Origin of the sequence: Achromobacter spanius (assembly GCF_002812705.1) — a bacterium.
GTDB classification, from domain to species: domain Bacteria; phylum Pseudomonadota; class Gammaproteobacteria; order Burkholderiales; family Burkholderiaceae_B; genus Achromobacter; species Achromobacter spanius.
Genome location: NZ_CP025030.1, coordinates 847996 through 874276, shown reverse-complemented (window position 1 = coordinate 874276; position 26281 = coordinate 847996). Strand labels below are relative to the sequence as shown.

The window sequence follows — 26281 nt, the reverse complement described above, 5'->3', positions numbered from 1 at the left end:
ATGAAAAAGGAAGGATCGATCAGGCGACCTGCTGGCCGGCCAGGCGGGCCAGTTCGGCGTCGTCGGGCATCTTGCCGTCAAACCACAGGCTGGCGCAAACGGCCGACATGGCGCGGCCATCGTGGCCGATGCCGGGCACCACTTGCAGCGTCCAGCCGAACGGCACGCCACGGCGTTCGGCCTCTTGCTTGCCGAAGTCGTAGTAGTTCTGGGCGCGCGCGAAGCGGTGCGGGCCTTGGCGCATGGCGGCCGGTTCGGCCGGCAAGTTCGGGTCGTCGGTGGCGATGTCCTGATCGCCCGCCAGGATCGTCATGGGATAGGCCAGCAGCTTCACCAGATGCTCTTCGGTCAGGCCCACGCCGTCCATGCCTTCGGGGAACGGGTAGTCAAACGTGGGCAGCGTGTACCAGCCGGGGTTGCCCGCCGCCACGGCCTTGAACGGCGCGTGCGATTGGCTGCTCATCAGGCGGTGCACGAACTGGCCGCCCGCCGAGTGGCCGAACAGGTAGACGTTCTGGCCGTCGGTGATTTCACCGTCCATCATGTCCTTGATGACGTTGCCCACCAGCGCATACGTCCAGCCGTCGATGTGACGCGGGTTGCCGCCGGCCGAGAACACGCGGCCGTTGTTGTAGCTTTCCACGCCGGGCCAGATCTCGTTGGAGAACGTCAGCGCCACGATCAGCAGCTTGTGCTTGTCGGCGGCTTCGACCCAGAAGTCGCGATATTCGTCGCCGTTGCGCAGCACGCCGTGCTGCACGATGACGACCGGGCGGTCGGGCGTGTAGCCGTACGGGCGGTACGTTTGCAGCTTGAACGGACGATCCGAATTGCGATCTTCGTCGATGTACTGGATGGTGTTGCGGCCCGCATGGCCCATTTCGATGGCGATGCGGTCCACGTTGGACATGTCGGAGGGTTTCATCAGGCGCTCGCTTCGTTCAGGTGACAGGCCGACCAGTGGCCCGCCGAGATTTCTTTCAGGGCCGGCGCCTGCTCGCGGCATCGCGGCATGGCGTGGGGGCAACGGGGGTTGAAGGTGCAGCCCGGGGGCGGATTCAGCGGCGACGGGATTTCGCCCTTGATCGGCGTGAACTTGCGACCACGGCGGGCCACGTCCGGCACCTCGGCCATCAAGGCCTGAGTGTACGGGTGGTTGGCGCGCGCGAAGATCTCGGCCGACGTGGAGATTTCCACGATCTTGCCCAGATACATGATCGCGACGCGGTCCGAGATGTGCTTGACCACGCCCAGGTCGTGGCTGATGAAGAGATACGTAAAGCCGTGCTGTTCGCGCAGGTCCATGAACAGGTTGATCACCTGCGCCTGGATGGACACGTCCAGCGCGGCCACCGGTTCGTCGCAAACCAGGAACTTGGGCGCCACCATCAGTGCGCGGGCGATGCCGATGCGCTGGCGCTGGCCGCCGGAAATCTGATGCGGAAAGCGGTCGCGGTATTCGGCGTCCAGGCCCACTTCCTTCAAGGCCTGGTCGATACGCGCGGGGATCTCGGCGGGCGGCGCCAGCTTGTGGACCTTGAGCGATTCGCCCAGGATCTGTCGCAGGCGTTGGCGCGGGTTCAAGGACGCTTGCGGGTCCTGGAAGATCATCTGCACGCCCAGCGTATAGGCCAGCTTGTCGGCGCCGCGCAGGCGCACCGCGTCGCGGCCTTGGTACAGCAGCTCGCCTTCGGTCTGGCGGTGCAGGCCGGCCACGACGCGGCCCAGGGTGGACTTGCCGCAACCCGACTCACCCACCAGCCCGACGACTTCGCCGCGCTTGATGGACAGGTCCACGCCGTTCACGGCATACACCGTGCGGCGGTCCAGCGGGCGGCCGGTCAGGGCCAGGATGCGCTGGGCCAGGTCGGGGCGCTGTTCGAATCGCTTGTGGACGTTCTTGAGCTCGATGACGGGAGTATCGGCTTGGCTCATGCTTGCTGTGCCTCGCGGGCTATCGGCACGTAACAGCGGTAGCTGCGCGGACCTTCGGTGGTAACGGAGGGGGCTTGTTCGGTGCAGCGCGTAATCGCCTTGGGGCAGCGCGGCCGGAACGCACAGCCCGACGGGCGGCCCGCCAGGCTGGGTGCCATGCCGTTGATCTGGTGCAGGCGCGCGCCGGGCTGGGTGGCGCCGGGCATCGAATCCAACAGGCCCCGGGTATAGGGGTGGCGCGGCGATTCCAGCACCTGTTCAACCGGGCCGCTTTCCACGATGCGGCCGGCGTACATGACGGCCACGCGGTCGGCCAGTTCGGCCACCACGCCCAGGTCGTGGGTGATCCAGATAAGCGCGGTGTTGTGCTCGCGGCAGATCTCTTGCATGCGGTAGAGAATCTGGCCCTGGATGGTGACGTCCAGCGCGGTCGTGGGCTCGTCGCAGATGATCAGGTCGGGCTTGTTCAGCATGGCGATGGCGATCGCCACGCGCTGGCGCATGCCGCCGGAGAACTCATGCGGGTAGCTCTTCAAGCGCTTTTCGGGCGACGGAATACCCACCATCTCCAGCGCTTCGCGGCAGCGTTCCTCGGCTTGCGCCCGGGACACGTTTTCGTGCGTGAGGATGGCTTCCATCATCTGCTCGCCGATGCGCAGCACCGGGTTCAGCGTCATCAGCGGATCCTGGAAGATCATGGCGATGCGGTTGCCGCGCAACTGGCGCATCTGCTCTTCCGTGAGGTTGCGCAGGTCGGTGCCCTTGAACTTCACTTCGCCGTCGACGACTTCCCCGGGCGGATCGATCAGGCCCAGCAGTGAGAAGCCGGTCACGGATTTGCCGGAGCCCGATTCGCCCACCAGGCCCACGATTTCGCCACGGCGCACGGTAAGGTCGACACCGTCGACAGCCAGATACGCGCCGGCTTCGGTATGGAATGCAGTGCGCAGTCCGCGCACATCAAGAAGGATATCGCTCATTTCAGTAGTCCATTGCGCCACAGGCTACCCGCAGCGTATGCCACGGGAGTCGCGCCATCGGGATGCCGCGGAGCCGGCTTTGCCGGTCCGCCGGCATGCCCCCTTGAGGGGGAAGCGCATCGCGCTTCGGGGTGGGCGTCATCGTTTGGGATCCAGGCTTTCACGCAGGCGGTCGCCCACGATGTTGATGGAAAGAATCAGCACCAGCAGCGCAATGCCGGGGAACAGACTGATCCAGTAATCGCCCGACAGCAGGTATTGGAAGCCGTTGGAAATCAACAAGCCCAGCGACGGCTCGGTGATCGGCACGCCCACGCCCAGGAACGACAGCGTCGCTTCCAGCGCGATGGCGGTGGCGATCTGGATGGTGGCGAACACCATGACGGGGCCCAGGCAGTTGGGCAGCAGGTGGAACACCATGATGCGCCAGGCCGGAAAGCCCAGATTGGCGGCGGCTTCCACGTATTCCTTGCGGCGCTCTTGCAGCGCGCGGCTGCGCATGATGCGGGCGTAGTGGCCCCACTGCACCAGCACCAGCGCCAGGATGACCTTGTCCACGCCGCGCCCCAGCACCACCAGCAGCACCAGCGCCACCAGGATGGTCGGGAAACCCAGGATGAAGTCGACGATGCGCATCAGCACCGTGTCGACCAGGCCGCCGATGTAGGCGGCGATCAGGCCGATGGCGCCACCGATGGCGGTAGCCAGCACCACGGCCGACAGGCCCACCATCAGGCTGATGCGCAAGCCATACAGGATGGCGCTGAGCATGTCGCGCCCTTGGTCGTCGGTGCCCAGCCAGGCGATGCTGCCGTCCATCAGCGCCTGGCGCGGCGCCAGGCGGCCGTCCAGCAGCGACAGGTTGGCCAGGTCGTAGGGGTTTTGCGGCGCGAAGTAGGGCGCGAAGACCACCAGGATGATCAGGATGGCCAGCGCGATCACGGAGCCGCGCACCGTGGGGCGCGCACGAAGTTTCTTCAGGATGGAGGCGCGCTGCGGGGTCTCGGCCAAAGGCTGGACGGTGCGAGTGCGGCCGGAATTGGGAATGTTAGCCATGGCGGATTATTGAGCGGGGGCCACGAGCTGCACGCGCGGGTCGAGCGCGGCGTACAGAATGTCCACAACCAGGTTGATGACCACGAAGATCAGGGTGACCAGCATCACGTAGGCGACCACCACGGGGCGGTCCAACTGGTAGACGCTGTCGATCAGCAGCTTGCCCATTCCCGGCCACGCGAACACGGTTTCGGTGATGGTGGAATAGGCGATCAAGGTGCCGAACTCCATGCCGATCACGGTCACGACCGGGATCAGGATGTTGCGCAGGATGTGGCGGCGCACGATGCGCCCGGGCTTCACACCCTTGGCGCGCGCGAACTTCACGTAGTCCTGGCTGCGCGCTTCGACCACGCCCGAGGCGGTCAGGCGCAGCACCAGCGCAATGTTGGCCAGCGCCAGGTTGATGGCCGGCATGATCAGGTGCGACCAGCCGTCGGCGGTCAGGATGGACAGGCGGATGCCCAGCACCGTGACGGTGTCGCCGCGCCCGGTGGCGGGCAGCCAGCCCAGCCACACGGCGAACAGCAGGATCAGCATCATGCCCTGCCAGAAGTTCGGCAGCGAAAAGCCCAGCACCGACGACGCCATGATGCCGCGTCCCAGGTAGTCGTCGCGGTACAGGCCGGCGACCAGCCCCAGCGGAATCCCGATCACACAGGTCAGCATGATGGCCACGATGACCAGTTCGAACGTGGCGGGGATGCGCTGCACGATCAGTTCAATGGCCGGGATGCCGTGCACGAAGGACGTGCCCAGGTCGCCATGCAGCGCGCGCCACAGGAACCCGATGTATTGCTGCCAAACCGGCAGGTCCAGGCCCAGGCGGGCGATCATCGCCTCGCGAGCTGCCTGGCTGGCTTCGGGGCTGACCAGCAGTTCGATCGGGTCGCCCACGGCATACACCGCGAAGAAGACCACGACCGAAACGGCCAGCAGTACGAACAGACTCTGTATCAGTCTGCGCAGGATGAACAAGGCCACGTGATGATTTCCTTGGTGGGCTCAGGGTTGCTTGGCGCCGAGTGCTTGCTTGGCGGGTTTGTTTGGCGTGTTTACTTGGCGGAATTACTTGGCGGAATTACTTGGCGTATTTCGCCGACATGGCCAGGGTGTTCTTCAAGATCAAACGATAGCTTGCGCCAGGCGGACCACGGTGACGCCGGGCCGCAGATTGGCGGTGGACGGCATGATCAGCACGCAGTCGTCATAAGGCGTGACGACCGCTTCACCTTCGGACCAGCCGATGACGGTGCCCGCCTTCGCCAGGGTTTCCAGGCCCTTCCAGGGCTGGTCGAAGCGGAAGTCCGCGCTTTTTGCGGCGATGGCGTGGGTGACGCGCAGCGCGCGTTGGGCTGCTTGTGCGGGCGCGATCCAGGCGTCGGGGATATCGTCGCTGTCTACCGTGCCGGCTTGCAGCAGGAAGCGCGCCATCTGGTCCACCGCCACGCCGCGTGCTTCGGGGGCGCCGTGAAAGCCGCATTCGATCAGCAGCGAGCGCGTGCCGTTGTCACCCGTTTCGCCAAAGCGGCCGTAGTCGCGCATGCGCACGCCGGCGGCATGGCCCGCGTCTGCGATGATGGTGGCGGGGTTGCCCAAGGCCAGCGCCAGGTCGATATTGCGCTGTTCCATGCCGGTCAATTGCAGCGGCACGTCGGAATTGCTCATGGAATGGAAGTCCAGCAGCCAGTCAGCTTGCTCCACCCACGGGCGAAGCTGCGCGGCGCGGCGGCGTTCCTGGCTGATCGGCACGGTCAGCTTGTCGTCGCTCCAGACGCGGTTCATGTCTTCGTCGACAAAACGCGCGGGCGCGTAATTGGTGGAATCGAAGCGGTCGAACGCCGCCAGATTGCAAAAGGCCAGGGTCAGCGAGCCCCGGCGTGGACGCAGCCCGGCCGCAAGCGCTTCCTTCAAGGCCCAGGCGCCGCACAGCTCGTTGCCGTGGATCAGCGCGCTCAACATCACCCGCTTGCCCGGCACGCCGGAGTCAAAATGCCAGACGCCGGGCGTCTCCGTATTGCCCAAGCGCTCCGACGACAAATCCGGACAGGCAAGAAGAAAAGGGCGGGGCTGGACCGCGGGCGTGGACGTGGGCATGGGGAACTCCGATGAAGCGGGGGAATTGTATAGGGATCCGGCAAAAGAAAACGGCTGCACGAGGCAGCCGTCTCACGGTTCAAGCGAACCAGATTACTTCTTTTCGGGCGTGACCGACGTCGCCAGCGTGTATTGGTCGCGGCGGCCTTCGTAGGTGATGCCCTTGCGGAACGCCCAGATGCTGCTTTCAAAGTGCAGCGGAATCAGCGGCACGTTGTCCAGGGCGATCTGGGTGGCTTCCTGCAACAGCTTTTCGCGCTTGGGCGCGTCAACCGTCACGATGGCTTCCTTGTAGACCTTGTCGAAATCGGCGTTGGAGAAGCCGCCGTAGTTGCTGGTGCCCAGGCTCTTGGGCGAATCCAGCGACGCGACCCACAACTGGAACAGCGCCGAGGCTTCACCCGTTTCCGCCGGCCAGCCGCCCAGCGAGAAGCTGAATTCGCGCTTGGCGCGCTTGGGGAAATAGATGGAGGCCGTCATGGCGTCTACATTGGTCTTGATGCCGACGCGGGCCAGGTACTGGGCCACGGCCTGGGCGATCTGGCCGTCGTTGACGTAGCGGTCGTTGGTGGACGACAGCGTCAATTCAAAGCCGTTCGGGTAGCCGGCTTCGGCCAGCAGCTTCTTGGCGCCTTCCGGGTCGTACTTGATTTCCGGCGCCTTGGGCAGCGCGCCGAACATGCCGTCGGGCATGAACTGGTAGGCCGGGGTGGCCATGCCGTCCATGATGCGCGCGGTGATGGTCTTGCGGTCGATGGCCATCGAAATGGCCTTGCGCACACGCAGGTCTTGCAGCGGGTTCTTGCCGTCGGCGCTCTTGACGAACGGGCTCGGGTTGCGCGCCACGTCCGGCTGGAAGAACACCAGGCGGGTGGACGGCGTGGCGACGAAACCGAACTTCGGGTTGTCCTTCAGGCGGGGCAGATCGCGGGCGGCGGGGTTTTCGATCATGTCGAAATCACCCGACAGCAGGCCGGTCAGGCGCGGGCCGGCGGACGGCACGGGCACGAACTTTACTTCCTTCCAGGCCGGCTTGTCGCCCCAGTAGTTCTCGTTGCGCACGAGTTCGATGCCGGTGCCCTTCACGTAGGACTTCAGGGTGTACGGGCCGGTGCCGATGGCATCCTTGCCGTTGTTGAAGTCGGCAACCGTGGGCCAGGCGCCGGTCACGCCGCAACCCTTCTTGGGGTCGAATGTCAGCTTGCCGTGTTCCACGATGCCGTTCCAGATGATGGGCAGCGAGCGGGCCAGCTCGGCGGGCATCAGCGGGAAGGGTTCGGAGGTCTTGATGATGACGGTGTGCGCGTCGGGCGTTTGCACGTCGGCGATGCGCTTGGTCATGTCCATGTAGGACTGCGACACGTTGGTTTCGTTGTTCAGCGTGCGGCAGATCGTGAACAGCACGTCTTCGGACGTGAACGGCTTGCCGTTCGAGAACTTGACGTCGTCGCGCAGCTTGAATTCCCAGGTCAGATCGTCAAGGTTCTTCCAGGACTTGGCCAACTGGGGCGTGAGCTTCATGTCGGCGCTGCGGCCCACCAGCGAACTGTAGACGTGCGCGGAGAACGCATCGTTCTGCGTCATCTTGTGATAGTGGGGATCTGCCGAAGTGGGTTCGGCCGACAGGCCGATCTTCAGCGTCTGGGCTTGAGCGGCTGCCAGGGGAATGGCGGCGGCCACAAGGGCCAGGGTGGTGCGCAACTTCATGTGACAACTCCGGAGGGATAGCGAACCGGATCATGCCTGCGCGAAAACCACCGCCGCCGCGGCCGGACCCAATTGTCGGCCGCGGGAAAACTAGGATGGGTTGGCGCCAGGCACGACGGCAAGGGGCCGATTATCAATAGGGGCTTCGCGCGTTGTCAATGAAGAACGGCGAATCTGGCGCTAGGGAAAACGCCGAGAGGAGGGGAACAAGTGGGGGAACAAGCGGGGATGCTTGCTCGGGCGAGAGTGCCGAAAAAAGACACCTAACGCCTGTCTTCGGCTGCTTCTCCGACAAGCGGGCCGAAAACGGCAGCGCGCCGGGCGAAACCGCGAATATCGATCGCGGTTTCAGCCCAGCGCGGCTGTTTTTACCACTGCGAGCCGGAGAAGCGCGAGCTGGCGGCGCGGGCCTTGTTCATCGATTCGTTCACTTCGTCGATGAAGGCAAACACGCTGGCGACAGCGGCGATCACGGCTTGGCCGGCCTTCTTCAGGCTGGTCAGCGGATGGGAATTGGGTTGGTTCTCGAGGGCGCCGCGCAGCAGGTCGCGCTCCAGCGCGTCGGTCAGGCGGGCAGTGCTATTCAGGGTCAGTTCGCTCATGGTCTTTCTCCAGTCCGTTTCGTCTTGGTGAAAACCATTATAGGGATAACCCTAGTCCGAAAGCAATGGGCTTTTCAGGGAAAACCCTAGTATGTTGTAAAAATGTTTATTTGACGGGGACTTAGCTGCCCAAGCTGCCCCATTTCTCGTTGCGCAGGGCGCGGGCGGCGTCCGCAAGCTCACCCGCCGTCAAGCCGATGGGGCCGATGCCCTGGGCCACCAGCGCGTCGGCCGCGGCCCCGTGCAGCCAGACCGCCCCGGCCACGGCCTGGTCCACCGGCAGCTTTTGCGCCAACAACGAGCCAAGCATCCCGGCCAACACATCGCCCGTTCCCGCCGTGGCCAAGCCCGGGTTGCCGCTGGTGTTGATGCGTATGTCGCCCGCCGGGCTGCAAACGACCGTGCCCGCGCCCTTCAGAACAATCCAGCAGTGGTAACGCTGCGCCAATTGCCGGGCGGCGCCGGGGCGGTCGGACTGGATCTGCGCGGCGCTGACGCCCAGCAGGCGCCCGGCCTCGGCGGGATGGGGGGTCAGCACGACAGAGCCCGCGCCCCAGTTGGGGCGGATGTCGCCCGTGGCCAGCAGGTTCAGGCCGTCGGCGTCCAGCACCAGCGGGGCTTCGCGCCGCAGCACGAACAATTCCGACAGCGCGTTTGCGGCAAGCGCATCCGTGCCGATGCCGCAGCCGGCCACCCAGGCGGTCACGCCCCAGTCCGCCTCCAGCAGCGAGCGGGCGTCGCGCAGCATCAGTTCGGGTTGCAGCGGGTCGCACGCCAGCGGCGCGGCTTCCTGGGCGAAGCCGACCAGCACCTTGCCGGCGCCCGTCTTCAATGCGGCGCGGGCGGCCAGCAGCGCGGCGCCTGTCATCCCCGGGCCACCGCCCACCACGCCGACGGTGCCGAAGCTGCCTTTATGCGTGTCCTGCCCACGCGGGGCGAACAGGGCGGGCAGATTGGCGCGGTCGATGGGGGCGCCGACGGACGTGACGAGGGTGTTCATTGGCTGAGGCTCCGTGGGAAAGCGGCGGGGCGGGCGCCCGCGTATCCACTATAGTGCGCAAAAACGCGCCGGCCCCAAGGCTCGCGCAGCGGCTAAAGACAACGCGGAGTAGACAATGACTGATATCACGCTGCAACACTATTCAGCCTATGAATCCCTGAAGCTGCGCCGGCATCCCGGCGGGGTGCTGGAGGTGATCATGGGGGCCAAGGGCGGCCAGCCCGGCAAGCTGTCCACGGCGGACGACCGCATGCACCGCGAGTTGGCCGACATCTGGCGCGACATCGATACCGATCCCGACACCCGCGTGGTGGTGATCCGGGGCGAAGGCAAGGGCTTTTCGGGCGGCGGCGACCTGGAACTGGTGCAGCAGATGGCCGACGACTTCGACGTGCGTACCCGCGTGTGGCGGGAAGCCCGCGACCTGGTCTACAACATCATCAATTGCAACAAGCCCATCGTGTCCGCCATGCACGGCGCGGCGGTGGGGGCGGGGCTGGTGGCGGGCTTGCTGGCCGACATCTCGATCGCGGCGCGCGACGCGCGCATTATCGATGGCCACACCCGCCTGGGCGTGACTGCGGGAGATCATGCCGCGATTGTCTGGCCGCTGTTGTGCGGCATGGCCAAGGCCAAGTACTACCTGATGCTGTGCGAAACCGTGACCGGCGAAGAGGCGGAGCGGATCGGCCTGGTGTCATTGTGCGTGGATGAAGCCGAGCTGATTTCCCGCGCGTTCGAGGTGGCCAACAAGCTGGCGGCAGGCTCGCAGACGGCGATACGCTGGACCAAGTATTCGCTGAACAATTGGCTGCGCATGGCGGGGCCGAGCTTCGATACGTCGCTGGCCCTGGAGTTCATGGGGTTTGGCGGGCCGGACGTGAAAGAGGGGATTCAATCGTTGCGCGAACGCCGGGCGCCGAATTTCCGGCCGGATTCGCCGTTTTGAGGGGTGTTGTTTGATGGCGGCTGTTTGATGGGTTTGCGCGGTCGGCGGCCGGGTTCTTATGTCGGTTGTGCCGCGCCGCACCCATCCTACGTCTCAACCGCAGGATGGGTGAAGCGCGAATGACTCGACGTCAGAACGCCAAAACCCAACGCGCGCAACCCATGAACTGCAGTCCCACTATTTCTTAAAAAACTTCGCGAACGCAGCCTGCGCTTCCTCGGTCTGCAACCGCGCTCGAAACTGCTGGGCTTCGTAATCCAGCGTTTCCTGGATGGCCTGGCGGTCCGCCCGCTTCATCATGGCCTTGGTCAGGCGCAGCGCGGCGGGCGGTTGGCGGGCCAAATCAGCAGCGGTGGCCCGGGCCGCGGCCAGCGCTTGGCCTTTTGGCGTAACCGACGTTGCCAAGCCAGCCTCGCGCGCATCCTTGGCGGAAAACGCCTTGCCCTGCAACAGCCATTCGGCGGCGCGCCGCCCGGCCAGGCGGGGCATCAACAGGCTGGAGGCGCCCTCCGGGCACAGGCCCAGCGCCACGAACGGCATGCGCAGCGTGGCGCCTTCGCCAATGTGGACAAAGTCGCAATGCTGTAGCAGCGTGACGCCGATGCCAATCGCATAGCCTTCGACGGCGGCAATCACCGGCACGTCGGCCAGGGTCAGCGCCCGCAGGAACGTCAGCCCCGCGCTGTCACCCGCTCCGCGCTCAGCTTGAAAGTCGCGCAGGTCGTTGCCGGCCGTGAAGTGTTCACCCGCACCGGTCAGGATCACCGCCGAGATGGCCTGGTCGGCGCTGGCCAGCGAAATCTGTTCGGTCAGGGCGGCGTAGGTGGCCGTGTCCAGCGCGTTGCGGCGGTCCTGGCGGTCGATGATCAGGGTCAGCACCGCGCCATCCCGGCTGACTTTCAGGCCCGCGCTCATGCGAACGACCTGCCGGCCAGTTGCGCCTTGGCCTCGGCGTATTCGCGGCGCAGCGTGTCGACGATTTCCCGCGTGGGCAGCACGCTGGCGATGCCGCCCACGCCCTGGCCCGCGCCCCAGATGTCTTTCCACGGCTTGACGCGTGTCGATCCGAAGTTGGACGCGCCGCTGTCGGGCTGCGGCAGGTTGGCCGGGTCGAGCCCCGACGCGGTGATGCTCGCCTTCAGATAGTTGCCGGGAATGCCCGTGAAAAACGGGGTGTACAGAATGTCGGACGCGCTGGCCTCGACGATGGCGGACTTATAGCCCTCGCTGGCGTTGGCTTCTTGGCTGGCGATGAAGCGCGTGCCCATGTAGGCAAAGTCGGCGCCCATGGCCAGCGCGGCCAGCACATGCGCGCCGGACGTGATGGCGCCCGACAGGATCAGCGGGCCGTCGTAAAAACGGCGCACTTCGGACAGCAGCGCGAACGGGCTCAGCGTGCCCGCATGGCCGCCCGCGCCCGAGCACACCAGGATCAGCCCGTCCACGCCCGCTTCCAGCGCTTTCTCGGCGTGGCGCAGCGTGGTGACGTCGTGAAAGACCTTGCCGCCCCAGTCGTGCACGCCCTTGACCAGGTCTCCCGGCGCGCGCAGGCTGGTGATGATCAGCGGCACGCGGTGGCTGGCGCACACGGCCAGGTCCTGTTCCAGGCGGTCGTTGGACTGGTGGATGATCTGGTTGACCGCGAACGGCGCCACGGCGGCGCCGGGATTCGCTTCGCGGTACGAGGCAAGCCCGGCCTGGACCTCGTCCAGCCAATCGGTCAAGAGGCTTTGCGGGCGCGCGTTCAGTGCGGGGAACGAACCCACGATGCCGCTCGTGCACTGCGCGATCACCAGTTGCGGGTTGGACACGATGAACATGGGGGCGCTGATGACCGGCAGGGACATCTGGCCATACAAATCTGTCACAAGAGAGTGGGGCATAGCGTCGTCGCGTTGTGTTCAGGTCAGTCCAGAAAAGGCGTTCCGCAATTGGGCCTTGAGCCCTGAAAGCGGATGTGCCTATAATTACCTACCGACCGTCCGGTAATTAATTAATCTTTATTTAACGGCATGCGCCGAACCGCTGTCAATGGAGGCCCGCGCGGCCTGCCCGCAGCCTCAGGCGCGGCCCTTGCAAAGGCTGTCATGGCGACCTCCGCCCCTCCCGCTCAGAAACGCGCCCGCGCTGGCCGGCCCCCCACGCTGGCAGCCCCGCGTGAACGCATCCTGGAAGAAGCCGCCAAGCTGTTCGCGCAAAGCGGTTACGACGGCAGCTCGGTAGCTGACCTGGCCGCCGCCATCGGGGTGTCCAAGGCGGCCATCTATCACTACTACACCACCAAGCAGGACATCTACGACGCCATCATCCTGGGCGTGTTGAACGGGCTGACGCAAAACGTCGGCCAGGATGTGGCCGATGCGCAGGGCGCCGCCGACCGGTTGCGCGCGTTCATGGTGGGTCACGCCCGCTACTTTGAACAGCACCATGCCGAATTCGTCACCATGCTGATCGGCTATTCCGGCATGGCGCTACCCGAACGCGAAGACGCCGCCCGCCTGCGCGACGGCTACGAAAAGCGCCTGCGCGAACTGATCGCCCAAGGCGTGGAGCAGGGCGTGTTCCGCCCGCTGGACGTGGCTGCTACCGGCCGCGCCGTGCTGTCCATGCTGAATTGGATGGTGCGTTGGTACAAGCCCGGCCAGGGCGACAGCGCCGAAGCCATCGCCGCCGGTTACTTCGATTTATTGGTTGGCGGCATGCGCGCCTGATCGCGCCGCCGTCCGGAAACTGCATTGCTTATTTACTGAGACTTTCATCATGGCCCTCGACACCGAAACCCTGAACCTGTTGCTGGACGCCGTGCACCGCTTTGTGCACGAACGCCTGATTCCCGCCGAAGACGAACTGGCCTCTAGCGGCCAGGTGCCGCCGGACATCGTCAACGAAATGCGCGAGCTGGGCCTGTTCGGCTTGTCGATCTCGCCCGACTTCGGCGGCTTGGGCCTGACGATGGAAGAGGAAGTGCGCGTGGTGTTCGAACTGGGCCAGACCTCGCCCGCGTTCCGTTCGCTGGCCGGCACCAATATCGGCATCGGCTCGCAAGCCATCGTGCTGGCCGGCACCGACGAGCAGCGCGCGCGCTACTTGCCCAAGCTGGCCAGCGGTGAATTGATCGGCTCGTTCGCCTTGACCGAGCCGGACGCCGGCTCGGACGCCATGGCGCTGCGCCTGTCCGCCGAGCGCGATGGCGACGGCTATGTGCTGAACGGCACCAAGCGCTACATCACCAACGCGCCCATCGCCGGCCTGTTCTCGGTGATGGCGCGCACCGCGCCCGAACGCCGCGCCAATTCCATTTCGTGTTTCCTGGTCGAAGCCGGCACGCCGGGCCTGATCATCGGCAAGCCCGACAAGAAGATGGGCCAGGCGGGTGCCTTGACCAGCGACGTGGTGTTCGACAACTGCCGCGTGCCCGCCAGCGCCTTGCTGGGCGGGGAAGAGGGCAACGGCTTCCGGACGTCGATGCGCGTGCTGGACAAGGGCCGGCTGCACATTTCGGCGCTGTGCGTGGGGATTGCCGATCGCCTGCTGTCTGACGCGGTCAAGTACGCGCTGGAGCGCAAGCAGTTCGGCCAGCCGATTGCCGAGTTTCAACTGATCCAGGCAATGATCGCCGACAGCCAGGCCGAACTCTATGCCGCCCGCTGCATGGTGCTGGACGCCGCCCGCATGCGCGACCGCGGCGAGAACACCACCATGCAGGCCGCCTGCTGCAAGCTGTATTCGACCGAAATGGTGGGCCGCGTGGCCGACCGCGCCGTGCAGATCCACGGCGGCGCGGGCTATATGTCCGAGTACGCCGTGGAACGCTTCTACCGCGACGTGCGCTTGTTCCGCATCTTCGAGGGCACCTCGCAGATCCAGCAACTGGTGATCGCGCGCGAGACGATCAAGGCGCATTCCTGAGCCGGCAGCAAGCGGAAATCCGGCCAGAGTGTCCAAACAGCTAATATCCGGATTGACGAATGGTGCTCCGGGCGCGACCCTAACGGTCCGCGTCCGGGTATGACGCGCTGGCGGCCCGGGCCGCCGGCATGACGGAATTCCAGTCTGGCTTCGCGCGTGGCCGCAAGCCGGACGTTTTCATTTCTCATCTAGCGAAAAGACTACAGATGTCGCAACGTCCTGCTCCCCTTACCGGCATCCGCGTGCTGGACCTGACCCGCGTGCTGGCGGGCCCCTGGTGCACCCAGAACCTGGCCGACCTTGGCGCCGAGGTGATCAAGATCGAACGGCCCGGCGCGGGCGACGATACGCGCGCCTGGGGGCCGCCCTACCTGAAGGACGAAGCGGGCAACGACACCACCGAAGCCGCCTACTACCTGTCCGCCAACCGCAACAAGATGTCGGTGGCGCTGGATATCGCGTCGCCGCGCGGCGCCGAGCTGGTGCGCGAACTGGCGCTGCAAAGCGACATCCTGGTTGAGAACTTCAAAGTGGGCGGCCTGAAGAAATACGGGCTGGACTACGAAAGCCTGAAGGCCATCAACCCGCGCCTGATCTATTGCTCGATCACCGGCTTCGGCCAGACCGGCCCGTACGCCAGCCGCCCCGGCTATGACTTCATGATCCAGGGCATGGGCGGGCTGATGAGCATCACCGGTGAACGCGACGACCTGCCCGGCGGCGGCCCGCAAAAGGCCGGCGTGGCCGTGGCTGACTTGATGACCGGCATGTATTCCACGGTGGGCATCCTGGCCGCGCTGCTTGAGCGCGCCAATAGCGGCTTGGGCCAGCACATCGACATGGCCTTGCTGGACTGCCAGGTCAGCATGATGGCCAACCAGAACTTGAACTTCATGACCTCGGGCGTGGCGCCCCAGCGCGCGGGCAACGCGCACCAGAACCTGGTGCCGTACCAAGTGTTCGCCGCGGCCGATGGCCATTTGATCGTGGCGGTGGGCAACGACAGCCAGTTCCGCAATTACTGCGGCGCCATCGGGCTGCCCGAGTTGTCGGCCGACCCGCGTTTTTCCACCAACCCGCAGCGCGTGAAGAACCGTACTGAACTGGTGCCGCTGCTGGCCGAACGCATGGCCACCGGCGCGCGCGACCACTGGCTGACCGCGTTGGAAGCTGTGGGCGTGCCGGCCGGCCCCATCAACACGTTGGACCAGGTTTACGAAGACCCGCACGTGCTGGCGCGTCAGATGAAGCGCGAACTGCCGCATCCGGCCGCCGGCAAGGTGCCGATGGCCGCCAGCCCGCTGAAGTTTTCCGATAGCCCCGTTGAATACCGCCGTCCGCCGCCCATGTTGGGCGAGCACACCGCACAGGTGTTGGCGGAAAAACTGGGCTTGTCGGCCGAAGACATCCAGGCGCTGGCACAAAGCCAGCCTTGATCGCGGCGGGGTGGCCGCGCGCCGCCCCGCTTGCCACGCGCCATGCCGCGGCGCGCACCATCCATTCCAATACAGGCAGGAGAGAGTTGATGACGGAGATTCAAACCATCGGCGTCGTGGGCGCCGGGGCCATGGGGCGCGGCATTGCGCAGATTGCGGCGCAAGCCGGCTTGCGCGTGCGCTTGTACGACACCAGCGCCGATGCGGTTGCCGCCGCGCGCGAGTCCTTGCGTCAGACCTGGGACAAGCTGGCGCAAAAGGGCAAGCTGACCGCCGCCGATGCGCAAGCCGCCTTGGAGCGTGTGGAGCCCGCCACCGCGCTGACCGATATGTCGGCCTGCCAACTGGTGGTGGAAGCCATCGTTGAACGGCTGGACGTGAAGCGTGACCTGTTCGCCGCGCTGGAAGGCGTGGTGTCGGAAGACTGCATCCTGGCGTCGAACACGTCGTCCTTGTCCATCACCGCCATCGCGGCCGCTTGCAAGCACCCGCGCCGCGTGGTCGGTTATCACTTCTTCAACCCGGTGGCGTTGATGAAGGTGGTTGAAGTGATCGACGGCCTGCGCAGCGCGCCCGAAGTGGGCGATGCATTGGCAGCGTTGGCCCGCCGCATGGGCCACACGCCCGTGCGCGCCAAGGACATGCCCGGCTTCATCGTCAACCATGCCGGTCGTGGCATGAATACCGAAGGCCTGCGCGTGGCGCAAGAGGCCGTGGCCACGTTTGCGCAAGTCGACGCCGTGATGCGCGAGCAGGCCGGCTTCCGCATGGGGCCTTTTGAACTGCTGGACCTGACCGCGCTGGACGTGTCGCATCCGGTGATGGAATCCATCTACCGCCAGTTCTTCGACGAAGCGCGTTTCCGCCCATCGCCGATCACGACCGTGCGCCTGGCGGGCGGGCTGATCGGCCGCAAGGCGGGCGAAGGCTTCTACGTCTACGCCGACGGCCAGAAGCAAGTGCCGGCCGAGCCGCCCGTGCCGGCGCTGCCCGAAGGCCTGAAGGTCTGGGTCAGCCCCAAGCACGCGGAAGGCTACGCGCGCGCGTCGGCACTGATCGAAAAGCTGGGCGCCACGTTGGTGACGGGTTCGACGCCCGACGCCGACGCGTTGATTATCGTCACGCCGTTCGGTGATGATGTGTCGACGTCGGTGTCTGCCCAAGGCTTGAACGCCGGCCGCACGGTGGGTTTGGATACGCTGTATGCCTTCGATGGCGCCAAGCGCCGCACCATCATGGTGTCGCCCGCCACCGAAGCCAAATGGCGCGACGCCGCGCACGCGCTGCTGGCCGCCGATGGCGTGCCGGTCACGGTGATAGAGGACTCGCCGGGCTTCATTGCCCAGCGCATCGTGGCCATGATCGTCAACATTGCCAGCGACATCGCGCAGCAGCAGATCGCCACGCCGGAAGACATCGACCAAGCCGTAACGTTGGGTTTGGGTTACCCGGTAGGGCCGTTGGCCTTGGGCGACAAGCTGGGCGCCGACCGCATCCTGGAAATCCTGAAGAGCATGCAGCGCGTGACCGGCGACCCGCGCTACCGCCCCAGCCTCTGGCTGCAACGCCGCGTCCAATTGGGCCTGTCCCTACTGAAATCATCAGCCTCGTAGGATGGGTGAAGCGCGCAAGGCCCGGCAGAAGAACCCCGCCGGCCAACGCGCGCAACCCATCAAGCAGCACCCCAAGCGTCACCCGACCCCGGCAAGAAAAAACCCCCTGAAGAAGAAACTCAGGGGGTTTTTTATTTGCTCGGTTGCTTGATGGGTTGCGCGCGTTGGGCAGTATCTCAGTAGCACAAAGCCTGTCGCGCTTCACCCATCCTACTTGGCGTGGTCGACCATGTATTGGACGGCTGCGCGGATGTCTTCTTCCGAGGCGTTGGCGGCGCCGCCCTTGGGGGGCATGGGCGGCTTGCCTTGCATGGCGACCTTCACCATGGCGTCCATGCCGGTCTTGATGTAGGGCGCCCAGGCGGCCTTGTCGCCAAACTTGGGGGCGTTGGCCACGCCGGTGGCGTGACAGGCGAAGCAGACGCTCTTGTATAGCTTTTCGCCGGCCGGGTTGACGGCAGCGGCGGCCTGTTGCGGGGCGGCGGGTGCGGCAGCGGCCGGAGCAGGAGCGGCTGCGGGTGCAGCAGCAGCGGGTGCAGAAGCAGCGGCGGGAGCAGCAGCGGCAGCAGCGGCAGTAGCGGCGGGAGCAGCACCAGCGGCAGGCGCGCCAGCAGCTGGCGCGGCAGCGGCCGGCGCGGCAACGGCCGGCGCGGCAACGGCCGGCGCCGCGTCCGCTTCCTTCTTCGCGCCTTCTTCGGCGGGGGCGGCGGGTTCGGGCAGCGAGGCGCCGGACTTGTTGGCCATGTAGACCACGGCGCGCGCGACTTCGTAGTCGGACAGCGTGGGGTTGCCGCCCTTGGCGGGCATGCCGCCCTTGCCGTGCAGGGCCACGTTCAGCATGGTGTCGTAGCCGGCCTTGATGAACGGCGCCCAGGCCGCGTTGTCGCCCATCTTGGGTGCGCCGGCCACACCGGCGGTGTGACAGGCCGTACAGACGGCGGCAAAGACCTGTTCGCCCGTCTTGAAGACTCGGGGGGCGTTGGCGTCTACCAGTTCAAACCCCGCGACCGGGGCGATGCGCTTGGTGACGGCTTCCGGCGTCAGCGTGTCCGAGCCGGCTCCGGTCTTGTTGCCGGAGACCACCATGTTCACCAGGAGGATGATGATGGCGATTGGGATCACGAAAGACAGGACGATCGTGACGACCAGTTGCTTGGGGGTCTTGATGGGGGAGGAGTGCTCTTCTATGTGTTCCTGCTCGTTGCTCATGACCAAATCCTGCTAACGGGTGGGGCGCCTGGCGGCGGCAACAGAAAATCAGTAACTGCACAAATCGGCGAACAAGTCGGGCATCCGCCTGCAAGCAAACGCTGGATTATATAACGGTGTCAGGGACGCACGTCCAATGCATCTGACCGGGTTTTCGATGAGATTGACAGAAGATTTGATCAGCTTCATGCAGGCTATCGAAAACTAGGTACAATGTCGCCTCTTTGCGCTGCGCCCGTAGTTCAATGGATAGAATGAGAGTTTCCGAAGCTCTTGATACAGGTTCGATTCCTGTCGGGCGCACCACAAATCATGGCATGACGTGCAAATGCGGATGTGCAAATGCGGATGTGCAAATACGTGACGCGCAATGTGTGACGTGCACTACCTGATGTAGATACGTGGCTTAGAAAATCGAATCCCGGGATTCGACATTCGAAACCCGGGATTCATCAGCGTATATAGATCAACGTCGACACATCAACATCGACACATCAGGGCGGCCATCCAGTCATGCGGCCATCAAGCTCCCTGAATATCAAACCCCCCTGGATTAAATTCGCTTCGACACGCGCGGCGGCATATTCGCGTTCAATCATCCAGCGACGGCACCGTGCCGATTTGCGTCAGGATGCGCGGCGATTCCATGTCGCCGGTTTCTTTGTCGATCCATACTTCATAAGCGGCCACGCCCGCGAATTTGGAGGCCATGGAATTGGCAATTCGGATGGCGCCGAATTCGCTGCTGGCCGGACGGATTTCCCCGGGGGCCACGCCGTTGGCGGCAGCGCGATAGGGCACGACGATGTACTGAACAAGATGAGCGGCTTCTGACACAGGTTTCTCCCTGGATGACAGGTTTTTTGGGCGAGCGAAATGTATCACGTCGCACTGTGTTTTTGTACAGTATTTTGAAGCGCCGCACCAACTAATTCTTGCGCGGCGGGAAAACCCCTAGCGGGCAATCATTGCCCGAAATTCCGCTCGCCTCTATTATTTTCGAAAATCTTCACGATTTTATAAAAAGAGGCAAGGGATGGAAGCGAACCGGTACGACGCCTATCGCGAGGACACCGCAGGCCGGGCCAATGTGGCGGACTCGCCCGAACGCATTGCCTATTACCAGGAGCTGGCGCGCCTGGAAACCGGCGCCTTGTGGACCGTGGCGAACAAGATTGAACCCTGGGCGCCGCGCTCGGCGTCGGTGCCCGTGGTGTGGCGCTACCAGGACCTGCGCGCGCATGTGCTGCGGTCGGCCGAACTGGTCTCGCCCGAGGAAGCGGGCCGCCGCGTGATCTACCTGAACAACCCTGGCCGGCGCGACGTGGCCGCGGCCGTGGGCTGGTTGTATTCCGGCTTGCAGGTGATGCAGCCCGGCGAACTGGCCTCGGCCCACAAGCATTCGCATTCGGCGCTGCGCTTCATCATGGAAGGCCAGGGCGCCTACACAGTGGTGGATGGCCACAAGATGACGCTGGGCGCGAACGACTTCGTGCTGACGCCCAACGGCACCTGGCATGAGCACGGCGTGGCCGCGGACGGCACCACCTGCATCTGGCAGGACGGCCTGGACATTCCGCTGGTCAATGCGCTGGAAGCGGGCTTCTACGCCGTGCATCCCGACCTGAACCAGACCGTGACCCATCCGGTGGACGACACCAGCGCCGCCTGGGGCAACGCGGCCTTGCGCCCGCAAGTGTCGGGCTGGACCAAACCGTATTCGCCGCTCTTCAAGTACGAATGGGAACCCACCTACGAGGCCTTGCGCCGTTATGCGCGCACCACCGCCGGCAGCCCGTACGACGGCATCTTGCTTGACTACGTGAACCCCGCCACGGGCGGACCGGTGATGCCGACCATCGGCGCCAGCATGCAGTTGCTGCGCCCGGGCGAACACACCAAGGCCCATCGGCACACGGGCAGCTTTATCTACCAGGTGGCCAAGGGCAGCGGCTTTTCCATCATCGACGGCAAACGCTATGACTGGACCGAACGCGATATTTTCTGCGTGCCGTCCTGGGCCATCCACGAACACGCCAACCTGTCCGGCAACGATGACGCCTGCCTGTTCTGTTTCAACGACCTGCCCGTGATGCGGTCGCTGGCGCTCTACCGCGAAGAAGCGGTCAAGGAAAACGACGGCCATCAAGTGCTGATCTAGCACCGCCACCCCTGTTCGAATTTTTATCCGCCGCGCGGGCTTGGTCCGCGCGCCTGGCTCAACTCGTCCTGACTTAACTCTTCCTACTCAACCCGTCCTGAATCAATGGAGTTCCTATGCGCTTGGTGACTTTTCGCGCTCATCCCACCGCTGCCGCGCGGCTTGGCGCGCTGGCCGAAGGCTATGTAATTGACCTGGCCTTGCTCGGCCGTGCCGGCGGCGTGGACCTGCCCGACGACATGCTGGCGTTCATCGACCTGGGCCCGGTGGCCGTGGCGCAGGCCAGCCGCCTGATGGACGCCTACCGTGGCGAGTGGCCCGTGGGCACGGCGCTGCCGCAAGAGAACGTGAAGCTGCTGGCGCCCATTCCGCGTCCGCGCAAGAACATTTTCGGCATCGGCCTGAACTACGTTGAACACGTGGCTGAATCCAGCCGCACGCTGGATACGTCGGCCGACCTGCCCAAGCAGCCCGTGATCTTCTCCAAGCCGCCCACCACCGTGATCGGTCCGGGCGACGCCATCGAGCACAACGCCAAGATCACGCAGCAGTTGGACTGGGAAGTGGAGCTGGCCGTGATCATGGGCCGCCGTGCCTCGCGCGTGGCCGAGGCCGATGCGCTGTCCTACGTGTTCGGCTACAGCGTCATGCTGGACATGAGCGCGCGCGACTGCCGCCGCGCCGGGCAATGGATCTATTCCAAGGGCCAGGACACCTACGCGCCGTTCGGCCCGTGCATCGTCACCGCCGACGAAATTCCGGACCCGCAGGTGCTGGACTTGTGGCTCACCGTCAACGGCGAAAAAAAGCAGGGATCGAACACGCGCCACATGCTCTTCAAAGTGCCGTTCCTGATTGCGGACATCAGCGCCGGCATCACGCTGGAACCGGGCGACATCATCGCCACCGGCACGCCGGAAGGCGTGGGCGCGGGCCGCAAGCCGCAGGAATGGTTGTGGCCGGGTGATGTGGTGGTGGCGTGTGTGGAAGGCATCGGCACGCTGCGCCATCCGGTGGTGGCGGTTTAGCTCAGGCCTGCCGCCAGGCGGGCAACGCAGTCTTCAAGGGGAAAACATGATCAAGAAACAGAAACTGGGCGGCGTGGCCGCCGCGTTGTCCGTCGCGCTGGGCGCGGCCGTTGTGATGGGCGCCGCGCGCGCCGCCGAGCCCGTCAAGATCGGCTTCATCGCCACCTTGTCCACGCCGGCCGGCTACATCGGCGAAGACGAGCGCGATGCCTTCAACCTGGCCATCAAGGAAGGCGGCGGCAAGCTGGGCGGGGTGCCCGTGCAACTGGTCATCGAAGACGACGGCTTGAAGCCCGCCAACGCCAAGCAGGCGGCCGACCGCCTGGTGCAATCCGGCGTGAAGCTCTTTACCGGGGTGAACTTCTCCAACGTACTGGCCGCCGTGGTGCCCGGCGTGGTGAAGTCGGGCGCGTTCTACGTGAGCCTGAATCCTGGCCCGTCGAACTTCGCGGGCGAAAAGTGCGACCCCAACTATTTTGTGGCGTCCTACCAGAACGACGCCTTCCACACGGCGGGCGGCGTGGCGGCCAATGAACTGGGCTACAAGCGCGTGGTGCTGCTGGCCCCCAATTACCAGGCCGGCCGCGACGCCATCGAAGGGTTCAAGCGCACCTACAAGGGCGAGGTCGTGGCCGAGATCTACACCAAGCTCGACCAGTCGGATTTTTCCGTGGAACTGGCGCGCTTGCGCTCGCTGGCGCCTGAAGCCATCTACCAGTTTCATCCGGGCGGCACCGGCATCAACTTCGTCAAGCAGTATGCGGCGGCGGGCTTGAACAAGAGCATCCCCATGCTGATGCCCAGCTTCTCGATGGACGCGCGCATGATCCAGGCCACGGGCGACGCGTCCTTGGGTTCCTACACCACGGGCATCTGGTCGCAAGACTTCAACAACCCGCAATCGCAGGCCTTCGTCAAAGCCTTCAAGGCAGCCTATGGCCGCGTGCCCACCGACTACGCGATGCAGGCTTACGACACCGCGCAGTTGATCGGCGTGGGTTTGAAGGCCACGGGTGGCGATCTGTCCAAGGCGGCGGAATTCCGCGCGGCGCTGCGCAAGCCCGACTTCACGTCCTTGCGCGGCAACTTCAGCATGAACACCAATCAGCATCCCATTCAGGACCTGTACCTGATGCGCATCGACAAGGACAGCGCGGGCGGCCTGGCGCCGCATCTGGTTCGCAAGCTGGTGTCTGACGACAAGGACGCCTACGCCCAATTCTGCAAGATGCCGTCATGACGCTGCTGTTCGAACAACTGCTTAACGGCCTGCAGTTCGGCGCCATGCTGTTCATGCTGGCGGCCGGACTGACGCTGATCTTCGGCATCATGGGCGTGGTCAACCTGACGCATGGCTCGTTCTACATGGTGGGCGCGTACTGCGCGGCCTATGCCATCGGCACCACGGGCTCGTTCCTGGCGGGCGTGCTGGCGGCGCTGCTGGGGGCGGGGCTGTACGGCATCTCCGTCGAAGTGCTGGTGATACGCAAGCTTTACAAGCGCGATCACCTGTACCAGGTGCTGGCCACCTTCGGCCTGCTGCTGTTTTCGAACGAAGCCGTCAGCCTGATCTTTGGCCGGCGTCCGCCGCTGGTGGGCATTCCGTCGTTCCTGGAAGGCGCGGTGACGCTGGCGCCGGGCTTTCAGTATCCGCTGATCCGCCTGTCGTTCATCGCCATCGGCGCCTTGGTGGCGGTGGGCTTGTGGTGGCTGGTGAACCGCACGCGCATCGGCATGCTGATCCGCGCCGGCGCGGATGACCGTGAAATGGTGGACGCGCTGGGCGTGGACATCCGCAAGCTCTACACGCTGGTGTTCGGATTGGGCGCGCTGCTGTGCGGGCTGGCCGGCGTGATGGCCGCGCCGCTGCTGGCGGTGGAAATCGGCATGGGCGAACGCATCTTGATCACCACCTTCGTGGTCATTGTGATTGGCGGCGTCGGCTCGGTGCGCGGCGCCTTGGCGGGCGCTTTGCTGGTGGGCATGGTCGACAGCCTGGGTCGGGCTTTCCTGCCGCAGTTGCTGTCCACGATGTTCTCGCCCGCCACGGCGGACCCGCTGGCCGCCGGCATGGCGTCGGCCAGCATTTATGTGTTGATGGCGATTGTGCTGATCGCCAAGCCGGGCGGCTTGTTTCCGGCGCGAGGATGATGATGGCAAAGACACTTTCGAATCGCGCCCGCTGGGGCTTGGCCGGCCTGGTGGTATTGATCCTGCTGCCGGCCGCCGCGCTGGCTTCGGGCTCGCCGTTCCTGATTGGCGTGGTGACGCGCTTTCTTATCTACGGGCTGGCGGCGGTCAGCCTGGACCTGGTGATCGGCTACGGCGCCATGGTCAGCTTTGGCCACGCCATGTTCTTCGGCCTGGGCGGCTACGCGGTGGGCATCATTGCCTTTCACACGGCCGAGGCGGGGCCCATCTTCGGCTGGGCCGGCAGCAATGCCGCGCTGGTGGTGTGGCCGATTGCGCTGGCCGTGTGCGCGTTGGCGGGCTGGGTCTTCGGTTACCTGGCGCTGCGCACGCGCGGCGTGCAGTTCATCATGATTACGCTGGCCTTCGGGCAGATGGTGTATTTCATCCTGGTGTCGCTACAGTTCTACGGCGGCGACGACGGGTTGATGATCACGCAGCGCAACGTGTTGCCGGGCATCAATCTGGAAAGCCCCATGGTGTTTTATTACGTGTGCCTGGCGCTGCTGACGGCGTGGACGCTGCTGTGCATCCGCATCACCAATTCGCGCTTCGGCATGGTGTTGCAGGCGCTACGCCAAAGCGAGCGGCGCGCGCTGAATTTGGGCGTGGCGCCCACGCCGTACCGCCTGAGCGCGTTCGTGCTGTCGGCGGTGGGCACGGGGCTGGCGGGCGTGCTGTGGGCCAACTATGCCGGGCTGGTGACGCCCGACATGGCGGCGTGGACGAAGTCCGGCGAGCTGATGGCCATCGTCATCCTGGGCGGGGTGGGCACCTTGCTGGGCCCGATCGCGGGCGCGGCGGTATTCCTGGGCCTGGAGCAGATGCTGTCGTCCCTGACCGAGCATTGGCTGCTGTACATGGGGCCGATTCTGGTGCTGGTGGTGCTGTGGGGCCAGAAGGGCCTGTTCGGCAAATTGCTGGAGACGCGCCATGTCGACTGACGCCCAAGCAAGCCTGTTGCGGCTGACGCAGTTGCGCAAGGCCTTTGACGCGGTGGTGGCCACCAATGGGGTGGACCTGGATGTGCGGCCCGGCGAAATCCACGCCATCATCGGCCCCAACGGCGCGGGCAAGTCCACGCTGATTGCGCAGATCTGCGGCGAGATCCAGCCGGACTCCGGCACCATCCATCTGGACGGGCAGGATGTGACCGGGCTGCGCGCGTTCGAGCGGGCGCGGCTGGGCCTGGGGCGTTCGTTCCAGATCACCGAGCTTTGCCACGAATTCACCGCGCTGGAAAACGTGATCTTGTCGCGCATGCTGAAGGACGGGCCCGCGTTTGGCGCCTGGTCCGATCCGCGCCGCGACGCCGGCCTGAAGGCCGAGGCCATGCAGTGGTTGACGCATGTGGGGCTGGCTGACCGCCGCCATGTGCGGTCGGCCGATCTGGCGCATGGCGAACGGCGGCAACTGGAACTGGCGGTGGCGTTGGCGCGCGAGCCGCGTCTGTTGCTGCTGGATGAACCCATGGCCGGCATGGGGCCCGAGGAATCGGCGCGCATGACGCGCCTGCTGCAAGGCATGAAGGGTGATTACGCGGTGCTGCTGGTCGAACACGATATGGACGCCGTCTTCGCGCTGGCCGACCGCATCAGCGTGCTGGTCTACGGCCGCGTGGTGTTCAGCGGCACCCCGGACGAGGTGCGCCGCCATCCGGAAGTGCGCGCGGCCTACCTGGGAGAAGAACATGTTGAAGGTTGACGGCCTGACGGGCGGTTACGGATCCAGCAAGGTGCTGTTCGGCATGTCGTTCGAGGCCAGCGAGGGCGAGGTGATTTCGCTGATTGGCCGCAACGGCATGGGCAAGACCACCACGGTCAAGACCTTGATGGGCATGTTGCCCGCCACCGGCGGCGCGGTGCAGTTCCGGGGGCAGACGCTGGGCCGGTCCGCGCCCAGCACGGTGGCGCGCCTGGGCGTGGGGTTGGTGCCGGAAGGGCGGCGCGTGTTTGGTTCGCTGACGGTGCAGGAAAACCTGGTGGCGACGGCACGCGCGGCGGCGGGTGGGTCAACGAACGGCTGGGACCTGGAGCGCGTCTACACCCTGTTCCCGCGCCTGAAAGAGCGTCGCGGGCAGTCGTCGCGCACCTTGTCGGGCGGCGAGCAGCAGATGCTGGTGGTGGGCCGCGCGCTGATGACCAACCCCAAGCTGCTGATCCTGGACGAAGCCACCGAAGGGCTGGCGCCGCTGATTCGCCAGGAGATCTGGCGTTGCCTACGGTCGCTGAAGGCCGAGGGCCAGACCATTCTGGTCATCGACAAGAACCTGCCCGAAATGGCCACGCTGGTCGACCGCCACTACATCGTGGACAAGGGCCGCGTGGCCTGGTCGGGCAAGCCCGCCGAGCTGTCCGCCCAACCCGAATTGGCGCAGCGGTATCTGGGTATATGAGGCCCGCCCGGCCT

Annotated in this window: 25 protein-coding genes and 1 tRNA gene; 13 read left to right on the top strand and 13 right to left on the bottom strand. The window is 65.2% G+C overall.

Features of this window, described 5'->3' with window-relative positions:
• Nucleotides 1-19: 19 nt before the first annotated feature.
• From CVS48_RS04030 to CVS48_RS03990, 9 genes are all read right to left on the bottom strand, one after another.
• Entirely contained in the window at nucleotides 20-925 is a 906-nt protein-coding gene (locus tag CVS48_RS04030; RefSeq protein ID WP_100853356.1) for an alpha/beta hydrolase family protein, read from the bottom strand.
• On the bottom strand, nucleotides 925-1935 hold the full coding sequence (locus CVS48_RS04025) for an ABC transporter ATP-binding protein (protein WP_050446760.1): 1011 nt from the start codon (nucleotides 1933-1935) through the stop codon (nucleotides 925-927). Before CVS48_RS04025 ends, CVS48_RS04030 begins: the two co-directional genes overlap by 1 nt.
• On the bottom strand, nucleotides 1932-2915 hold the full coding sequence (locus CVS48_RS04020; protein WP_100853355.1) for an ABC transporter ATP-binding protein: 984 nt from the start codon (nucleotides 2913-2915) through the stop codon (nucleotides 1932-1934). The genes CVS48_RS04025 and CVS48_RS04020 overlap by 4 nt, the downstream gene beginning before the upstream one ends.
• 138 nt (nucleotides 2916-3053) lie before the next feature.
• The gene (locus CVS48_RS04015) at nucleotides 3054-3971 is read right to left on the bottom strand and encodes an ABC transporter permease (RefSeq protein ID WP_100853354.1); all 918 of its coding nucleotides are present in this window, start codon (nucleotides 3969-3971) and stop codon (nucleotides 3054-3056) included.
• Between the two features lie 6 nt (nucleotides 3972-3977).
• Nucleotides 3978-4955, bottom strand: coding sequence for an ABC transporter permease (locus CVS48_RS04010; protein WP_100853353.1), 978 nt, complete (start codon nucleotides 4953-4955; stop codon nucleotides 3978-3980).
• A 141-nt stretch (nucleotides 4956-5096) separates the two neighbouring features.
• On the bottom strand, nucleotides 5097-6068 hold the full coding sequence (locus CVS48_RS04005; protein ID WP_100853352.1) for a M14 family metallopeptidase: 972 nt from the start codon (nucleotides 6066-6068) through the stop codon (nucleotides 5097-5099).
• Nucleotides 6069-6161: 93 nt separating this feature from the next.
• Nucleotides 6162-7775 carry an ABC transporter substrate-binding protein gene (locus CVS48_RS04000; protein ID WP_100853351.1) on the bottom strand — a complete coding sequence of 538 codons (1614 nt, stop codon included), beginning with the start codon at nucleotides 7773-7775 and terminating at the stop codon, nucleotides 6162-6164.
• Between the two features lie 368 nt (nucleotides 7776-8143).
• Nucleotides 8144-8377, bottom strand: a complete 234-nt coding sequence (locus CVS48_RS03995) for a hypothetical protein (protein ID WP_050446754.1) — start codon at nucleotides 8375-8377, stop codon at nucleotides 8144-8146.
• A 121-nt stretch (nucleotides 8378-8498) separates the two neighbouring features.
• Complete coding sequence (locus tag CVS48_RS03990) at nucleotides 8499-9377, bottom strand: NAD(P)H-hydrate dehydratase (RefSeq protein ID WP_100853350.1); 879 nt, start codon at nucleotides 9375-9377, stop codon at nucleotides 8499-8501.
• Nucleotides 9378-9492: 115 nt separating this feature from the next.
• Here CVS48_RS03990 and CVS48_RS03985 point away from each other — a divergent pair, with 115 nt between their 5' ends.
• The gene (locus tag CVS48_RS03985; protein WP_050446752.1) at nucleotides 9493-10326 is read left to right on the top strand and encodes an enoyl-CoA hydratase/isomerase family protein; all 834 of its coding nucleotides are present in this window, start codon (nucleotides 9493-9495) and stop codon (nucleotides 10324-10326) included.
• Nucleotides 10327-10503: 177 nt separating this feature from the next.
• On the opposite strand, the gene CVS48_RS03980 is transcribed toward CVS48_RS03985, so the two are convergent.
• Nucleotides 10504-11241: an enoyl-CoA hydratase-related protein gene (locus tag CVS48_RS03980; protein WP_100853349.1), complete on the bottom strand. Its 738-nt coding sequence runs from the start codon at nucleotides 11239-11241 to the stop codon at nucleotides 10504-10506.
• On the bottom strand, nucleotides 11238-12209 hold the full coding sequence (locus CVS48_RS03975) for an NAD(P)H-dependent flavin oxidoreductase (protein WP_100853348.1): 972 nt from the start codon (nucleotides 12207-12209) through the stop codon (nucleotides 11238-11240). Before CVS48_RS03975 ends, CVS48_RS03980 begins: the two co-directional genes overlap by 4 nt.
• A 204-nt stretch (nucleotides 12210-12413) precedes the next feature.
• Here CVS48_RS03975 and CVS48_RS03970 point away from each other — a divergent pair, with 204 nt between their 5' ends.
• From CVS48_RS03970 to CVS48_RS03955, 4 genes are all read left to right on the top strand, one after another.
• A complete protein-coding gene (locus tag CVS48_RS03970; RefSeq protein ID WP_100853347.1) occupies nucleotides 12414-13037 on the top strand; it encodes a TetR/AcrR family transcriptional regulator in 624 nt (207 codons plus the stop codon).
• A 49-nt stretch (nucleotides 13038-13086) separates the two neighbouring features.
• Nucleotides 13087-14235, top strand: a complete 1149-nt coding sequence (locus tag CVS48_RS03965; protein ID WP_100853346.1) for an acyl-CoA dehydrogenase family protein — start codon at nucleotides 13087-13089, stop codon at nucleotides 14233-14235.
• Between the two features lie 206 nt (nucleotides 14236-14441).
• On the top strand, nucleotides 14442-15671 hold the full coding sequence (locus CVS48_RS03960; protein ID WP_100853345.1) for a CaiB/BaiF CoA transferase family protein: 1230 nt from the start codon (nucleotides 14442-14444) through the stop codon (nucleotides 15669-15671).
• 89 nt (nucleotides 15672-15760) lie between these two features.
• Entirely contained in the window at nucleotides 15761-17284 is a 1524-nt protein-coding gene (locus tag CVS48_RS03955; RefSeq protein ID WP_100853344.1) for a 3-hydroxyacyl-CoA dehydrogenase, read from the top strand.
• A gap of 210 nt (nucleotides 17285-17494) precedes the next feature.
• On the opposite strand, the gene CVS48_RS03950 is transcribed toward CVS48_RS03955, so the two are convergent.
• Nucleotides 17495-18493, bottom strand: coding sequence for a c-type cytochrome (locus CVS48_RS03950; RefSeq protein ID WP_100853343.1), 999 nt, complete (start codon nucleotides 18491-18493; stop codon nucleotides 17495-17497).
• Nucleotides 18494-18724: 231 nt separating this feature from the next.
• Here CVS48_RS03950 and CVS48_RS03945 point away from each other — a divergent pair.
• Nucleotides 18725-18799, top strand: a tRNA-Arg gene (locus tag CVS48_RS03945).
• A 285-nt stretch (nucleotides 18800-19084) separates the two neighbouring features.
• Here the strand turns inward: CVS48_RS03945 and CVS48_RS03940 are convergent.
• A complete protein-coding gene (locus CVS48_RS03940) occupies nucleotides 19085-19330 on the bottom strand; it encodes a hypothetical protein (RefSeq protein ID WP_006217094.1) in 246 nt (81 codons plus the stop codon).
• A 199-nt stretch (nucleotides 19331-19529) separates the two neighbouring features.
• Here CVS48_RS03940 and CVS48_RS03935 point away from each other — a divergent pair, with 199 nt between their 5' ends.
• The 7 genes from CVS48_RS03935 to CVS48_RS03905 all read left to right on the top strand — a co-directional run bounded on the left by CVS48_RS03935 (nucleotide 19530) and on the right by CVS48_RS03905 (nucleotide 26267).
• Nucleotides 19530-20654 carry a cupin domain-containing protein gene (locus tag CVS48_RS03935; RefSeq protein WP_100853342.1) on the top strand — a complete coding sequence of 375 codons (1125 nt, stop codon included), beginning with the start codon at nucleotides 19530-19532 and terminating at the stop codon, nucleotides 20652-20654.
• Between the two features lie 116 nt (nucleotides 20655-20770).
• The gene (locus CVS48_RS03930; RefSeq protein ID WP_100853341.1) at nucleotides 20771-21682 is read left to right on the top strand and encodes a fumarylacetoacetate hydrolase family protein; all 912 of its coding nucleotides are present in this window, start codon (nucleotides 20771-20773) and stop codon (nucleotides 21680-21682) included.
• A 46-nt stretch (nucleotides 21683-21728) separates the two neighbouring features.
• A complete protein-coding gene (locus CVS48_RS03925) occupies nucleotides 21729-22922 on the top strand; it encodes an ABC transporter substrate-binding protein (RefSeq protein WP_100853340.1) in 1194 nt (397 codons plus the stop codon).
• Nucleotides 22919-23833 carry a branched-chain amino acid ABC transporter permease gene (locus CVS48_RS03920; protein WP_054421256.1) on the top strand — a complete coding sequence of 305 codons (915 nt, stop codon included), beginning with the start codon at nucleotides 22919-22921 and terminating at the stop codon, nucleotides 23831-23833. The genes CVS48_RS03925 and CVS48_RS03920 overlap by 4 nt, the downstream gene beginning before the upstream one ends.
• Nucleotides 23830-24816 (top strand): branched-chain amino acid ABC transporter permease, encoded by a 987-nt coding sequence (locus CVS48_RS03915; protein WP_100853339.1) that lies wholly within the window; start codon nucleotides 23830-23832, stop codon nucleotides 24814-24816. Before CVS48_RS03920 ends, CVS48_RS03915 begins: the two co-directional genes overlap by 4 nt.
• On the top strand, nucleotides 24806-25576 hold the full coding sequence (locus CVS48_RS03910; RefSeq protein ID WP_100853338.1) for an ABC transporter ATP-binding protein: 771 nt from the start codon (nucleotides 24806-24808) through the stop codon (nucleotides 25574-25576). The genes CVS48_RS03915 and CVS48_RS03910 overlap by 11 nt, the downstream gene beginning before the upstream one ends.
• The gene (locus tag CVS48_RS03905) at nucleotides 25563-26267 is read left to right on the top strand and encodes an ABC transporter ATP-binding protein (protein ID WP_100853337.1); all 705 of its coding nucleotides are present in this window, start codon (nucleotides 25563-25565) and stop codon (nucleotides 26265-26267) included. The genes CVS48_RS03910 and CVS48_RS03905 overlap by 14 nt, the downstream gene beginning before the upstream one ends.
• Nucleotides 26268-26281 lie beyond the last annotated feature (14 nt).